This is a genomic window from Pseudomonas sp. YA1 (genome assembly GCF_058680555.1).
In genome coordinates this window covers 151,766-166,480 of record NZ_JBZWBG010000007.1, presented here as the reverse complement: position 1 = coordinate 166,480, position 14,715 = coordinate 151,766, and the positions used below count along the sequence as shown (strand labels likewise).

Sequence of the window (14,715 nt, the reverse complement as noted above, 5' to 3'; positions counted from 1 at the left end):
CGGCTCAGATCAGGCCGGCGTCGGCGAGCTTCTCTTCGAGCCCGGCCAGGTCCGGAATCCGCGCGGTTTCGCCGCCGATGTCCACCGCCGCCAGTTCCAGCGCCGCCAGCGGCGCGGCGGTGCTCGCGAGATTGGCGTCCAGCCGCACCGAGCGCGGAATGCCTTGCACCAGCAGGGCGAGGAATTTCACATGGGGACGTCCGCCGAGGGCGTTGATGACCACCACCCGCGCGCTGCTGCCGAGTACCGGCTGCTGTTCGCCGCTGGAGGCCGCCTCGAAGGACAGCAGCGGCAGGCGCAGGTCGCGCCAGGCCACCTGGCCCAGGTACCACTGCGGCAGGTCGGCGGCGACCTGCGGGTTGCGATAGGCGATCAGTTCGGCCACGGCGACGTTGGGCAACAGCAGGGTGCGGTCGCTCAGCGGCAGGAGCAGCCCGGTGAGGCTGTCCGGGGTCGGGTTGGCTGGGGTGTTCCGGCTCATGCCATCCTGCTCGATCACGGCCTGGTTCATGTTTCGACTCCTGTCGGCGCGCAGCGTGCGGCCAGATGCTTGACCAATGCCTCGGCCAGTTCGCGGGGGCTGGCATTGAAACTGCTGTAACCGGCTTCGCGCAAGCTGTCCGGCATGCTCGAACAGACGCAACTGTCGGCGCGCTGGGTCCATACCTCGCCACCCTGGCGCCGCACGTAGGCGGCAGCGGCGCTGCCGTCGCTACCCATGCCGCTGAAGACGATCACCCCGCAGTCGGGCCCGAACTGCTGGGCCAGGTTGAGCATCATCTGGTCGATGGACGGGGTGTAGGGTTCCGGCCAGGGACGCTGGCTGCATTTCAGTCGCCCATCGTGGTGGAAACCGAGTTCGTGCAGCACCGGCACCACCATGACCTCGCCGCAACGCAGCGCTTCACCGTCGCGGACGTTCTTCACATGCCACTGGCTGTGCCGGCCGACTGCCTGCGGCAGGTTCTGCTCAAAGCTGGCGTCGATGTGCTGGGCATAGAGGAAGCCGATCGGCAGGCCGCCGGGCAAGGCGTCGAGAAATGCCTTCACCGCCGCCGGGCCGCCGAGCGAGGCCGCCAGCAGCCACACCTCGCGGGCCGCTTCGCCGGCCTGCAGCGGCATCGCCGCGAGGTCGCCGGGAATCTCCAGGCGCGGCGGACGCTCCTCGTCGAGCAATGCGCCGAGGCTGTCGCCAACGCCATCGCTGGGGTCGCCGATCAAGCGCTTCAGCTTGCCGATCAGCCGCCGCTCCCAGCGCGGGTAATGTTCGGTATGCCGCTCCGGCGCGTGGCCCTCGCCGAACAGCACCGGCGCACGGTCCTGCTCCAGCAGGCTGTCCAGCAGCGGCGAGTCGTCCTGCTGGGTCAGGTCCACCAGCCACAGGTCGGGCGCGCACTCCAGCGCGGCGTCGTCGACCCTGGCCGGGTCGGCGTTGAGCACCACCTCGTAGCCATGGCCGAGCAGCGCCTGTTGCAGCACGTGGCGCTGCAACGAGGTGTCGGCGATCACCGCGACCCGTGGCGTGGCGCGCTCACTCATGCTGGCCGACCAGGGACTGGATGGCTTCGAGCAGCTCGGTTTCCTGGTAAGGCTTGCCGAGGTACTGGTTGACGCCGATGCCCAGCGCGCGCTCGCGGTGTTTCTCGCCGGTCCGCGAGGTGATCATGATGATCGGCAGGTTGCCCAGGCGCTCGTCGTGGCGCACCAGGGTGGCGACCTCGAAACCGTCCATGCGCGGCATCTCGATGTCCAGCAGGAGGATGTCCGGACGATGCTCCTGGAGCTGGGCGATGGCGTCCACGCCGTCCTTCGCGGTCAGCACGTTCATGCCGTTGCGCTCCAGCAGGCGGGTGGTGACCTTGCGCACGGTGACCGAGTCGTCCACCACCATGACCAGCGGCGGCCGCTGCTGCTCGCTTTCGCTCGCCGCCATTTCCTGGCGCAGCGCCAGGCGTTCGCGACGGTTTTCCTGGCCGAGCAGCGCGTGCCGGGAGCGGATGGTCGCCAGCAGGTCGAGGATCACCACCACCCGGCCATCGCCGAGCAGGGTCGCCCCGGAAATCCCGGCGACCCCGGCGAACTGCGGACCGAGGCTCTTCACCACGATCTCGCGGGAACCGGCCAGCGAGTCGACCTGCACCGCCACCGCATGCTCCGAGGAGCGCACCAGGATCACCGGCAAGGGCAGCGACTGGCCGACCAGCTTGGGTTCCTGGCCGTTGTTCAGCAGCTCGCCGAGGTACTTCAGTTCGTAGGACTGCCCGGCGTATTCGAAGCTGGGCGTATCCAGCCCCGCCTCGCCGCGCTGGTCGTAGAGCGCCTCCAGTTCGTAGGGCGAAACCCGCACGATACCCTCGATGGTGTTCAGCGGCACCGCGTAGAGATCCTCGCCGGATAGCACCATCAGCGCCCGGTTCACCGACACGGTGAACGGCAGCCGCACGTTGAAGCGGGTGCCCTGGCCCGGCTCGGTCTGGATGCTCACCGAGCCGCCGAGCTGCTTGACCTCGGAGTTGGCCACGTCGAGGCCGACGCCGCGCCCGGAGATCTGGGTGACCTTTTCGGCGGTGGAGAAACCGGACTCGAGCACGAACTGCAGCACTTCATGATCGCTGAGGTCGCTGTCGGCGCTCATCAGGCCACGCTCGATGGCCTTGCGCCGTACCGCGTCGAGGCGGATGCCGGCGCCGTCGTCGGAGAGGGTGAGGAGGATGTCGCCGCCCTCGCGGCCGATGTTCAGGCGGATCGTACCGTGCTCCGGCTTGCCCGCCGCGCGGCGCGTCTCGCCGGACTCGATGCCGTGGTCCACGGCGTTGCGCAGCATGTGCTCCAGCGGCGCGACGATACGTTCGAGAACGGTACGATCCATCTCGCCGTCGGCGTTGCCGACCACGAACTCGACCTGCTTGCCGAGTTCGCCGGCCACCTGCCGGACGATCCGCCGCAAACGCGGTACCAGCCGATCGAACGGCACCATGCGGGTGCGCATCAGGCCTTCCTGGAGTTCGGTGTTGACCCGCGCCTGTTGCAGCAGCAGGGTCTCCGCGTCGCGGTTCTTCGCCGCCAGGGTTTCCTTCAGGTCGAGAAGGTCGGAGGCCGATTCGAAGAGTGCGCGCGAGAGCTGCTGCAACTGCGAATAGCGGTCCATTTCCAGCGGGTCGAATTCTTCGTAGCCGGCGCGTTCGGCATCGGCCTGGTGACGCGAGAGGATCTGCGCCTGAGTCTCGGTGTCGAGGCGGCGCAACTGGTCGCGCACCCGCTCGATGGTGGACTCCATCTCGCCGAGGGTGAAGCCGACGTCGCTCACCTGCTGCTCGACCCGGCCGCGGAAGATCGAGGTCTCGCCCGCCAGGTTGACCAGGTTCTCCAGCAGTTCCGCCGGCACCTTCACCAGTTCCTGCGGGGCACGCCGGGAAGCGGCCTCCTGGGCCGCCTCCTGGGCCTTGCGCACGAACGGCAGGGTGGTGGCCGGGGCAGCCGGAGGCGCCGCCTCGGCCGCCATGATCGCGCCGGCCGCCGGGGCCAGGCGGGTCAGCTCGGCCAGCGCGGAGGCCACCGCGCGGTCGGTATCGTCGGCCTGGACCAGCGCCTGGGCGGGCTCGGGCCGTTCACCGGCCTCGTCGTCCTCGGCCAGCCGCTCGCGCAACAGGTCGACCTGCCGCTGCAGGCCTTCCAGCCCCGACTGCGCATCCAGCAGCAGGCTGTCCGGCCACGGCGCGCCCTGTTGCTGCGCATCGGTGAGATGCTGCTCGAGGTCGTGGGCCAGGTTGCCCAGCTCGGTCTGCCCGGCCAGGCGCGCGCCGCCCTTGAGGGTGTGCAGGATCCGCAGCAGGTCGTCCAGCGGCTGGGCGTCGCCGTTGCCGCCGTCCCAGCGGCCGAGCGCCAGTTCGAGGTTCTCCAGCAGGTCGTCGGCTTCCTCGAGGAAGATGTCGAGGATCTCGCTCTCGTCGGCCGCCGCACCCTTCGCCGCCAGCGGCTTGAGGCTGACGCTGGTGGGTACGCTCAGTTGCTCGTCGGGATCGCTGCGCAGGCGCCTGATCTCCGCGATCAGCGCCTGCCCGTCGGGCAGCGTGCGATGGCCACGCACCGCCTCGAGCATCTCGGCCAGCTCGTCGTGGCAGCGCTGCAGCAGGCCGAACAAGGCCGGGCTGGCGCGCAGGCGTCCGCCGCAGAGGCCTTCGTAGAGGAATTCAAGCTCATGGGCGAGGTCGCCGATCTCGCCGATCTCGGCCATCCGCGCACCGCCCTTGAGGGTATGCAGGTCGCGCTGCAAGGCTTCCAGTTCGATGGTGTTGTCGACGTCGTCGATCCAGCGCTGCAACGCGGCGGCAGCGCTGTCGAGGATATCGAAGCCTTCCTCGAGGAAGATCTCCACCAGTTCGGGATCGCGCTCTTCGAACGCCTCCGCAGCGGGCGGCTGCGTCGCGGCAGGCACGGCGGGCTCCTCGACGGCCGGTGCAACGAGTTCCTCGACGGGGCTTTCCGCCTCGCCCGGTGTCGCGGCCTCGGCCAGCGGGCCCTGGCGGAACCGGCGGATCGCCTGGATAAGGTCGTCCGGGTCGGCCAGGGGCTGGCCGGCGCTCAACTGGTCGAGCTGTTCGGCCAGGCGGTCGTGACAGGCTTGCAGCAATCCGGCCAGTTGCGGGGAGTGCTGGTAACGGCGGTCGACCAGTCCTTCGTAGAGGGCCTCCAGCTCGTGGGCCAGGTCGCCGATCTCGGCGATCTCGGCCATCCGTGCGCCGCCCTTGAGGGTGTGCAGGTCGCGCTGCAGGGCGCTGAGCGAAGACAGCGCGCCCGGCTCGGCCTGCCATTGGGCCAGTGCCTGGCCGGCGCTTTCGAGGATGTCCACCGCCTCTTCGAGGAAGATCGACACCATTTCCTCGTCCAGCTCGCGGCCGGGAGCCGGTGCAGGCGCTGCCGGTACGGTCTCCTCGGCAGGCGTCCCGGCCTCTTCGAAGACCGCCTCGGGGAGGGCCAGCTCTTCGTCTTCCGGGGGGAAATCGTCGGCGCCGAGGCTCTCCGGGTCGATGAACGGAACGGCCTCGACGGCGGGCGCTTCCAACAGTTCCTGCAGGGCCGCGACCCGCTCCGGACGCGGCGTGACCTGCAGGCCGGCGGCGACCTGGTCCATCATCCCGATCAGCGCCTCATGGGCCTGGCGGGCTTCCTCGAAGAACGCCGGGCTGACCGCCAGGCGGCCTTCCTCGACGGCATCGTAGAGCGCCAGCAAGGCCTGGCAGAGTTCTTCCACCTGCGGCAGCTCGGCATGCCGGGCGCCCTGGTCCAGAGCGCTGAGTTCCTCGCGCAGCGCGCTCAGCTCCTGGCGCTCCTGCGGATGCTCGTGCCAGCGCTCGAGCAGGTCCTCGGCGTCCAGCAGGATGTCCATGCCTTCGACGAGGAACGCCTCGATCAGCAACGGATCGCGGCGCTCGCCGGCATCGCTGTAGCGCTCGGCCTCGAGCGAGGCGATGCGCTCCTGGTGCAGTGCCTCGATACGCTCCAGCAGCGCATCGCTGCCGGGGATCGGGTTCAACGGCCGGTGCGCACCGACCTGTTCCAGGCCGATGCGGAACAGTTGCTCGGCGTCGTGCAGCAACTCGGCTTCGCGCAGGTCGAAGGCGAGCAGGTTGGACTTGTATTCCTTGACCAGTTTTTCCAGCGGCGTGGCGATCTCCGCGATCGGCAGGATGCCGGCCATGTGCGCGCTACCCTTGAGGGTATGCAGGGCACGCTGCAAGGCATCGGTGACCGGCTGCGGCAGTTCGCGGGCGCAGTCGGCGAGGAAGCCGACCAGGGCCTCGAGATGGGTCTCCGCCTCGTTGGTGAAGATCTCCAGCAGTTGCGGGTCGAGCAGTTCGACGTCGCTCTGCGCCTCGGCAGCGGCCTGCGGCGCGTCGGCCAATGGCGGCGCCTGGACGCCGTTGTCCAGGCTCGACGGCTGCTCCGCCCCGGCTTCCGGCGGTACTCCGCCGTCGTCCGGCGCCGGCGGTTCCGGCAGCGGCTCGCCCTTGGCCAGGGCATGCGCGGTGGCCGCCAGCAGGTCGACATCGTCGCGCTGGCGCTGGGCATTGGCGGCGAACTCCTCGACCAGCTCAGGCAACAGGGCCACGACCTGGTCCACCACTCGCTGAACCGGCTCGCTGGCGGCGATGCTGCGATCGAGCACGCGGTTGAACAGGTTCTCTATCGACCAGGCCAGTTCGCCGATCACCAGGGCACGGACCATCCGTCCGCTGCCCTTGAGGGTATGGAAGGCACGGCGTACCTCGGTCAGCGCGTCGCGGTCGTCGTGGTCGGCTTTCCAGGCCGGCAGGTAGCGGCCGATGGTCTCCAGGACCTCGCCGGCCTCCTCGATAAAGACCTCGCGCAGTTCCTCGTCCACCGGTTCCTCGTCGGCCGGCGGCGGCAGCAGGCTGACCGGAACGTTCTGCGCCGGCGGGTTGATCGGCTGCACCGGCGCAGCCATCACCTCGGCCAGAGACAGGGCCGGCGCTGCGCTGGCGAGCGCCTCGGCGGCAGGCGGCGCCTCGGCCTCGGGCAATTGCACCTCGGGGAGATCGAGGTCGGAAAGATCCAGTTCCTCCAGGCTCGAGCCCTCCCAGGCGGACACCTCGCCCTCCGCCTCCGGCAAGGCTACATCCAGCGGCAGCGGATCGAGCGCATCGAAAACCAACTCCTGTTCAGCGGAGCCGTCGAAAGGCTCCAGCGCCGGCAACGGCTCGAGGCTTTCCAGCGGTGCGTCGAAGGACAGCGCCGGCTCCTCCAGGCTCAGATCCAACGTCTCGTCGGCCTGCGCCGGCTGCGCCAGGTCATCGCCGAGCCCCCACTGCTCCGGCAGCGACCAGTCCGCCAGGGCCGCCGGCCCGGAGGCCGGGGCCGCATCGGCGGGCAGGTCGAGGCCGGAGAGATCGATCTCGTCGAGGCTGAAATCGTCCAGGCTGCGGGCAGGCGCCGGGGTCGACTGCGGCTGGCCGCTCTCCTCGACCACCTCCGGCAACGCCGGCGGCACTTCGGCGGAATCGTCCAGCGGCAGGTCCAGGGCCAGGTCGAGGGATGGCTCGCCGGCGTCGGGCGCGACTTCGCCAAGGGTCCAGTTGTCGTCGCTGGCCAGCAGCGGGGCATCTTCCCTCGCCGCCTCGGCAGGAGCCGTGTCGGCGGGCGGTTGCTCCGCTGTCTCGGCGACCTCGACGACCGCCTCCGGCCTCTCCGGCTCGGCAGCCGGGGACTCGATGGCAGCGAGCCCGGACAGGCCGGGCTCGGCCGGGGCCGACGAATTCGGTTTCAGCGTATAGCCGAGGTTCGCCAGGCTGTCCTCGGCGACGTCGAGGATCAGGTCGCTCTGGCTGGCATGGTCCTCGCTCAGGCGCTCCAGGTAATACTCGACGCTGGTGATGGCATCGGCCAGGGTATCCAGGCTCTGCCAGTCCGGCACCGCCTTGCGCGCCAGCAGCTGTTCCTGGATATAGCGGTTGCAGGTTTCCAGCAGGGTCGCGGCGCGCTCCAGCGGGATCATCGCCAGGCCACCGCGGACTTGGGTCAGCAGCTCCGGCACGCGGGCCAGGTGCTCGTGGTTCCACTGCGAGGCGATGAACTCGATGATCGCGTCCTTGGCCTGCTCCAGACCGTTGCGCGCTTCCTTGATCACCAACTGGTGGATCTGCGCCACATCGGTGGTGGGCAGGCGGCTTTCCTCGCTGTTGCGCTCGTCGCCGGGACCGGCCATGCCGGCCAGGGTGGCCTCGACGTAGAGCAACGCGCCGGCGACGTCCATCAGGATCGCGTCGCTCGGCTCGCGGCGGCCCTGGGCCAGGGCGTGGATGACGTCCAACTGGTCGAGGATGACCTTGCGCGGTTGGCCGAAGCCGAGCACCGCCAGGGTATCGGCGATCTGCTTGAGCGGCGCCAGGAGGGCGTCCAGTTCCGAGGGGTGGCCACGGTCGCTGCGCACGAACAGGTCGAGGCTGTCCTTGATCCGCACCAGCTCCTCGCACAACGCACCGACCACCGAACGCATCGCGTCGCGGTCGGGTCCGGCGAGGCGGGCGCGCTCGGCGTCCACCGTCTCGTGGTCGGGCAGCGCCTCGTCGAGGCGGTACTGTTCCTTCAGTGCGCGGATTCGCGGCGACTGCGAAGGCGCCTTGGCCACGTAGAACAGCAGGTTCTTCACCAGCTCGTCCGGCGCGGCCTGGTTCAGGCCGTCGGCGCCCTGCTCGACCAGGCGCTTGAGTTCGCGGTCGAGCTGGCGCAGCAGGGTGCGCACCGAGGCGCTGTTGACCACGCTACCGTTGGCCAGGCCCTCGACCAGGCCGGAAGCGATGCTCCACAGCGGCCCCAGCGGTGCCTCGCGGCACAGGCCCTCCAGGCGCGCATAGACACGCGCCAGGTAGCCGAGGCTGGTGGCCACGTCCTGGTTGCGCAGCAGGCCGACCAGGGCCATCTGCTGGGTCTGGCGCAGCTTGCGCAGCAAGCCGCCGAGTTCGTCGGTGCGCAGTTGCGCGATGGCCTCGCCGTCCAGTTGCGGCTGGCGCTGCGACAGGTCGGGCGCGAACAGGCTGGTTTCCGAGAGCAGCTTCTCGCCGCGCGCGGCGCGCAGGTCGTTGAGCAGCGGCAGGACCACCATCGGCAGGTCGCGCCGGGCGGTCTGGATCCGGTCGAGGTAGACCGGCAGTTGCAGGATCGCCTGCATCAGCACTTCCAGGGCCTCGCCCTGGTTCGGCACGCGGCCGTCCAGCAAGGCCTGGACCAACTGCTCCATTTCCTCGGCGAGCAGGGCCGCGCCGTAGAACTCGACCATCTGCAGGGTGCCCTGCACCTGGTGCACGTAGGTCAGGCAGAACCGCATGCGGGTCGGGTCCTGCGGGTTCTCGACGAACGCTTCCAGCGCCTGGCGCGCCTGTTTCAGGGTTTCGGCGATCTCGCCTTTCACCCATTCCAGAGCGACGTAGTCGTGCCGGTCACCCATAGCCACTCCATTCATGTGCCTGAGTACCCCTTACGGGTAAAGGCCAGGACCCGCTCGTCGGCGACCGGCTCGAGCTCCGGATGGCTCCAGTCGACCACTTCGCCGACCCCGATCACCAGCAAGCCTCCCGGCGCCAGCCGTTCGGCCAGCCGGTTGAGGATCTCGCGCCGTCGCCAGCGACGGAAGTAGATCAGCAGGTTCTGACAAAAAATCACGTCCATGCCGGACCAGGGCGCCTTCGCCAGGTCCAGCACATTCAGCCGGGCGCAGCAGACACGCTCGGTCAGTATCGTTTTCACGCTGAAGCTGCCGTCGGCCTGGCGTTCGCAATAGCGTTCGACCAGTCCGGCCTCCAGTTGCTCCAGCTTGCGGGCCGGATAGTTCGCCTGCCGCGCCCGCTGCAGGGCGTGAAGGCTGATATCCGTTCCGGTGACGCCGAAAAAATCTTCCCGTTCCTGCCCGCGCAACGCCTGCGCGGCGCACATCGCCAGCGAGTAGGGTTCCTCGCCGCTGGAGCAGCCGACGCTCCACAGGGCCCAGGGCCGCGGCATGCCTTCGCGGCGCAGGCGCTCACCCAGGTAGCGCTCGAGCAGCTCGAAAGACGGGGGATGACGGAAGAAACGGGTTTCCTGGACGGTCAGGCGGTCCAGCAGGGTCGCCCACTCCACTGCGCCACGCGGACCGTCGGTCACCTGGCGGTAGTAGCTGTGGTAGTCGCCGATGCCCAGTTCACGCATGCGCGCGGTCAGGCTGGCCTGCAGGAACGTCCGGCGCTGCTCGTTGAGCACCACGCCGGTGCGGTTCTCCAACAGGACCTGCCAGTCGCGGAACTCCGCTGCCGACATATCGGCCAGCGGCTGCAGTGACCAGACGCCGTTCGCCTGCATGCCGTGCCCCTCGTCCAAGGTGTCGACGCGGCGCCCGCCAGGCGGCCGCCGCGCCTATGCTCAGGCCTGCTCCACGCCCTCCGGCAGTTTGAAGCCGGATACCGAGTTGCGCATCTCGCTCGCCATCTTCGCCAGGTTGCCGATGCTCCGCGCGGTGGCGGTGGTACCGGCGGAGGTCTGCGAGGTGATCTCCTGAATGACGTTCATGGTGTTGGAAATGTGGCCGGCCGACGATGCCTGCTGACGGGCGGCGTTGGAGATGTTCTGGATCAGTGCCGCGAGGGTCTTGGATACCTTCTCGATCTCCTCCAGGGCCACACCGGCGTCCTGGGCCAGGCGCGCGCCGCGGACCACCTCGGAGGTGGTCTGCTCCATCGAGATCACCGCTTCGTTGGTATCGGTCTGGATGGTCTTCACCAGCGCCTCGATCTGCTTGGTCGCCGCCGAGGAACGTTCCGCCAGTCGCTGTACCTCGTCCGCTACCACGGCGAAGCCGCGGCCCGCGTCCCCGGCCATCGACGCCTGGATCGCGGCGTTCAGGGCAAGGATGTTGGTCTGGTCGGCGATGTCGTTGATCAGGCTGACGATGTCGCCGATCTCCTGGGACGATTCGCCGAGGCGCTTGATTCGCTTCGAGGTGTCCTGGATCTGCTCGCGGATGTTGTCCATGCCGGTGATGGTGTTGTGCACCACCTCGTTGCCCTTGTTGGCGATGGCTACCGAACGTTCCGCTACCGCCGAGGATTCCGAGGCGTTCGCCGATACCTGGTCGATCGACACCGCCATCTCGTTGATCGCCGCCGAGGCGCCGGCGATTTCCTGCGCCTGGTGCTCGGAGGCTTCGGCCAGGTGCATCGCGGTGGACTGGGTTTCCTGGGCCGCTGCGGCCACCTGCACGGCGGTCTGGTTGATGGTCTCCACCAGTTCGCGGAGCTGGTCGATGGAGTAGTTGATCGAGTCGGCGATGGCGCCGGTGAAGTCCTCGGTCACGGTCGCGGCCACGGTCAGGTCGCCGTCCGCGAGGTCGGCGATCTCGTCGAGCAGACGCAGGATCGCGGCCTGGTTGCGGTCGTTCTTCTCGGCGGTCTCGGCCAGCCGGCGGTTGGTCTCGCGCACCATCACCAGGCCGATCAGGATGATCGAGGCCAGGGCCAGGGCGCCGAGGACGTAACCGGCGAACAGGTTGATGCTACGCCCGCCGGCCAGGTTCTCGAAGCCGTCGGCCAGTTGCGAGGCCTTGTCCAGCAGGGTCTGCGAAACGCTGAAGATGTTGTTCGCCGCTTCCCGGACCTGGAACAGGTCGGGCGAGGTCTCGAGGATCTCGTCCACCGAACCGGAGACGAACTCGAAGAGTTCGGCGATCTCGTTCAGGCGATCCACCGCCTCGGCGTTGGTCACCTTGGAGATGCTCATCGCCGCGTTGCCTTCCTGCATACCCTTCAGTACACGGCCGAACAGGCTGGCGTCGCGGCCGAAGCTGTCGGCGGCCTGCACCGAGTTCTCGTCGCCGGCCAGCACCTTGTTCACCGAGCCGAGGATACGTTCGGCGAGCAGCGACTGGCGCTGGGCGACCGCGACCTGGTCGGCCGGGGCACCGTTCTCCAGCAGGATGTCGACCACCTCTTCGTATTCCACCTGCAGCTGCGGGATGGTTTCGGCGAGGGTCGAGGCCACCTGGTGCAGGGACAGTACGGTCTGTTCGCTGGCGAGGATGGAGTCGGCGTTCTTGCGCAGGCCGTCCCAGTCCTGCTGCACCACGTCCATCTGCGGCTTCACCGCTTCGGGGCTGGGCGGCAGGGATGTGCTCTCGTCGCCGTTGACCAGGATGTTCCAGCGTTTCTCGAAGTCGTTGCGCGCATCCTTCAGGAGCTTGAACGCCTCGCCCTTGCCCGCCGCCGCTTCGGTGGCGTTCTTCGCGATCCGCTGCGACAGGACGCGCAGTTCGCCGGCATGGCCGATGTACTGCTTGTCATGGTTCGACTGGGTGTTGAGGTAGGCAAAGTTGGCGAACAGCAACACGATCGAGACGATGAGGACGATGAACAGCCCCGCGATCACCGAGCTGCTGCGCATGCCCGCGAAAAGATTGCCTGCGTTGATTTTCTTCATATTTGGCCCCCGCCCGGACCGACCACGATTACGATTTCCATGTCACGACACGGGCCGGCAGACCGGCCCAACCGGTGAAGCTGTTTATACGGCGACGTCGAGGAAGCCCTGGTGTTGCGCCAGCGCATGCGGGCTGAACACCAGCCACGGCTGCTCTCGATGGAAGACGCCATGAATGAAGGGTTGCAGTGCCGCTTCTAGTGGCGGCAGCTGTTCGCTGAAGGTGTCCACCGGGAAGTGCTGCATGCCGAACACCTCATCGACGATGAGGCCGGCGAACACGTCCAGGTGCTCCACCACCAGCACCCGCCGCTGCTTGCGCAAGGGCGACAGTTCGGTGCCGAGAAAACCGCAGAGGTCCATGATCGGCAGCAGGCGGCCACGTACGTTGGCCACCCCCTTGACCCAGGTCTTCACGCCCGGCAGCTGGGTGTAGCGCGGTTCGTGCAGGACTTCGCCGACCTCCCCCATGGGGGCGACGAAGAACCGCCCGCCCATGCGGAAGCCGATCCCGCTCCAGCTCTGCACCGCCTCCTGCTGGGCCGGCAGGCCGGCGGCCAGGCGTCGGCAGCGCTGATCGATGTCGACGAGGAGCTGGAAGGGGGTCTGAACGTCCGACATGCGGGGCCTGGTCTTTCCGGGGTCAGGGTGAGCGATGCGCTGCGACGGGCTCAGCCCGCCAGCACCGCATTGATGGTTTTCAGCAGGGTCTCTTCGTCCACCGGTTTGGTCAGGTAGTCGCGCGCGCCCTGGCGCTTGCCCCAGACCTTGTCGGTCTCCTGGTCCTTGGTGGTGACGATGATCACCGGGATGGCGCTGGTCTCGGCGTCCTTGGTCAACTGACGGGTCGCCTGGAAGCCGTTGAGGCCGGGCATGACGATGTCCATCAGGACCACGTCGGGCTTTTCCTGGCGGGCCAGGGCGACGCCGTCGCCGCCGTTCTCGGCCTTGAGTACCTGGTGGCCATGCTTTTCCAGCATGGCGGTCAGCTTGTACATCTCGGTCGGAGAGTCATCAACAATCAAAATACGAGCCATGGGATCCCCATCACGAAATAAGCATCAACGGCCATGCGGCCGGATATCAGGAAACGGCGTCCACCGGGGTGAAGCTGGGTACGTGTGCCTTGATCGCGCCCAGCAGCTCTTCCTTGCTGAACGGCTTGGTGAGGTACTGGTCGGAGCCGACGATGCGCCCCTTGGCCTTGTCGAACAGGCCGTCCTTGGAGGACAGCATGATCACCGGGGTGGACTTGAACGCGCTGTTGTTCTTGATCAGGGCGCAGGTCTGATAGCCATCCAGGCGCGGCATCATGATGTCGACGAAAATGATGTTCGGATGGGTATCGGCGATCTTCGCCAGGGCATCGAAGCCGTCGATTGCCGTGATCACGTCGCAACCGACCTTTTTCAGCAGTGTTTCGGCGGTGCGACGAATCGTTTTCGAATCGTCGATCACCATCACTTTCAAACCGTCGGATTGCTGTTCCATGTTCGCCCTATATCGACTCGGTGAATCATTCTTCTGTGTTTTCTTCAGTGCGCTAACGCCCTGTCACCGACGGGCTGCGACCCAATCGCGGGCCTTTTTAGCACACTCGACGCAACTCTATCCATAATGCCCGGAACAGGCCGGCTTTTTCCTTGACCAAGCGCAAACGGGGCGCCAACCTGAGCGTCAAACCCGCTTGCCACGCGGCCTCCCCGCCGCGACCGGACAACCCACCCCCTTTCGGAGGAATTCCCATGAGCGTACGCCTCGGGATCGTCATGGACCCCATCGCGCGCATCAACTTCAAGAAGGACAGCTCGCTCGCCATGCTGCTGGCTGCCCAGGCCCGCGGCTGGTCGCTGTTCTACATGGAACAGCAGGACCTCTACCAGAAGGCCGGCGTCGCGCGTGGACGCATGCGCCCGCTGAAGGTCTTCAACGATGCCTCCCGCTGGTTCGAACTGGAAGCGGAAAGCGACCAACCGCTGCACGAACTGGACGTGATCCTGATGCGCAAGGACCCGCCCTTCGATAACGAATTCGTCTATTCGACCTACCTGCTGGAACAGGCCGAGCGTGCCGGCGCCCTGGTGGTGAACCGGCCGCAGAGCCTGCGCGACTGCAACGAGAAGTTCTTCGCCACGCAGTTCACCCAGTGCACTCCGCCGACGATGGTCAGCCGGCGATCCGATATTCTGCGCGAGTTTGCCGCCGAGCATCGTGACATCATTCTCAAACCCCTGGACGGAATGGGCGGTTCGTCGATATTTCGTCACCGCGAAGGCGACCCGAACCTCTCGGTGATCCTCGAGACCCTCACCCAGCATGGCAGCCAGCAGATCATGGCGCAGCGCTATCTGCCGGAAATCAAGGACGGCGACAAGCGCATCCTGATGATCGACGGCGAACCGGTGCCCTACTGCCTGGCGCGCATCCCCGCCCAGGGCGAGACCCGCGGCAACCTCGCCGCCGGCGGCCGCGGCGTGGCCCAGCCGCTGAGCGAGCGCGACCGCTGGATCGCCGCCGAGGTCGGCCCGTACCTGCGCGAGCGCGGCCTGCTGTTCGTCGGCCTCGACGTGATCGGCGATTATCTGACGGAAATCAACGTCACCAGCCCGACCTGCATCCGCGAGATCGACCAGGCCTTCGACACCCGAATCGGCGACAAGCTGATGGACGCCATCGCCGCCCAGCTGGCTGCCCGCTGAATCGCGCGGGCGGGCCTCGGTCCGCCCGCCTCGGCCCGGCCGATGCGCCACGGCGAGC

The 14,715-nt window shown here is 67.7% G+C and carries 9 protein-coding genes; 1 reads left to right on the top strand and 8 read right to left on the bottom strand.

All coding sequences use genetic code 11. The features are described from left to right. Positions 1–4: 4 nt before the first annotated feature. The 8 genes from AC4OR5_RS11840 to pilG form a co-directional block, all read right to left on the bottom strand. Complete coding sequence (locus AC4OR5_RS11840; RefSeq protein WP_023126911.1) at positions 5–511, bottom strand: chemotaxis protein CheW; 507 nt, start codon at positions 509–511, stop codon at positions 5–7. Beyond that, positions 508–1,539 carry a chemotaxis protein CheB gene (locus AC4OR5_RS11835; protein ID WP_003084598.1) on the bottom strand — a complete coding sequence of 344 codons (1,032 nt, stop codon included), beginning with the start codon at positions 1,537–1,539 and terminating at the stop codon, positions 508–510. The genes AC4OR5_RS11840 and AC4OR5_RS11835 overlap by 4 nt, the downstream gene beginning before the upstream one ends. After that, positions 1,532–8,962: a chemotaxis signal transduction system protein ChpA gene (gene chpA, locus AC4OR5_RS11830; protein ID WP_058160883.1), complete on the bottom strand. Its 7,431-nt coding sequence runs from the start codon at positions 8,960–8,962 to the stop codon at positions 1,532–1,534. Before chpA ends, AC4OR5_RS11835 begins: the two co-directional genes overlap by 8 nt. 11 nt (positions 8,963–8,973) lie before the next feature. Further along, positions 8,974–9,849, bottom strand: a complete 876-nt coding sequence (pilK, locus tag AC4OR5_RS11825; protein WP_003084594.1) for a type 4 fimbrial methyltransferase PilK — start codon at positions 9,847–9,849, stop codon at positions 8,974–8,976. A gap of 60 nt (positions 9,850–9,909) precedes the next feature. Further along, positions 9,910–11,958 (bottom strand): chemotaxis chemoreceptor PilJ, encoded by a 2,049-nt coding sequence (gene pilJ, locus AC4OR5_RS11820; RefSeq protein WP_003084592.1) that lies wholly within the window; start codon positions 11,956–11,958, stop codon positions 9,910–9,912. An 84-nt stretch (positions 11,959–12,042) separates the two neighbouring features. Beyond that, a complete protein-coding gene (locus AC4OR5_RS11815) occupies positions 12,043–12,579 on the bottom strand; it encodes a chemotaxis protein CheW (protein WP_003084590.1) in 537 nt (178 codons plus the stop codon). A gap of 50 nt (positions 12,580–12,629) precedes the next feature. After that, positions 12,630–12,995, bottom strand: coding sequence for a twitching motility response regulator PilH (gene pilH / locus AC4OR5_RS11810; RefSeq protein ID WP_003084587.1), 366 nt, complete (start codon positions 12,993–12,995; stop codon positions 12,630–12,632). A gap of 46 nt (positions 12,996–13,041) precedes the next feature. Continuing rightward, positions 13,042–13,449, bottom strand: a complete 408-nt coding sequence (gene pilG, locus AC4OR5_RS11805) for a twitching motility response regulator PilG (protein WP_003084583.1) — start codon at positions 13,447–13,449, stop codon at positions 13,042–13,044. Positions 13,450–13,703: 254 nt separating this feature from the next. On the opposite strand from pilG, the gene gshB reads away from it, so the two are divergent. After that, a complete protein-coding gene (gshB, locus tag AC4OR5_RS11800) occupies positions 13,704–14,657 on the top strand; it encodes a glutathione synthase (protein WP_003110019.1) in 954 nt (317 codons plus the stop codon). Positions 14,658–14,715: the final 58 nt, after the last annotated feature.

Bases quoted from the DNA above. Each gene is read 5' to 3' on its own strand.
- AC4OR5_RS11840 (WP_023126911.1), bottom strand. From the start codon at position 511: ATGAACCAGGCCGTGATCGAGCAGGATGGCATGAGCCGGAACACCCCA.
- AC4OR5_RS11835 (WP_003084598.1), bottom strand. From the start codon at position 1,539: ATGAGTGAGCGCGCCACGCCACGGGTCGCGGTGATCGCCGACACCTCG.
- chpA (WP_058160883.1), bottom strand. From the start codon at position 8,962: ATGGGTGACCGGCACGACTACGTCGCTCTGGAATGGGTGAAAGGCGAG.
- pilK (WP_003084594.1), bottom strand. From the start codon at position 9,849: ATGCAGGCGAACGGCGTCTGGTCACTGCAGCCGCTGGCCGATATGTCG.
- pilJ (WP_003084592.1), bottom strand. From the start codon at position 11,958: ATGAAGAAAATCAACGCAGGCAATCTTTTCGCGGGCATGCGCAGCAGC.
- AC4OR5_RS11815 (WP_003084590.1), bottom strand. From the start codon at position 12,579: ATGTCGGACGTTCAGACCCCCTTCCAGCTCCTCGTCGACATCGATCAG.
- pilH (WP_003084587.1), bottom strand. From the start codon at position 12,995: ATGGCTCGTATTTTGATTGTTGATGACTCTCCGACCGAGATGTACAAG.
- pilG (WP_003084583.1), bottom strand. From the start codon at position 13,449: ATGGAACAGCAATCCGACGGTTTGAAAGTGATGGTGATCGACGATTCG.
- gshB (WP_003110019.1), top strand. From the start codon at position 13,704: ATGAGCGTACGCCTCGGGATCGTCATGGACCCCATCGCGCGCATCAAC.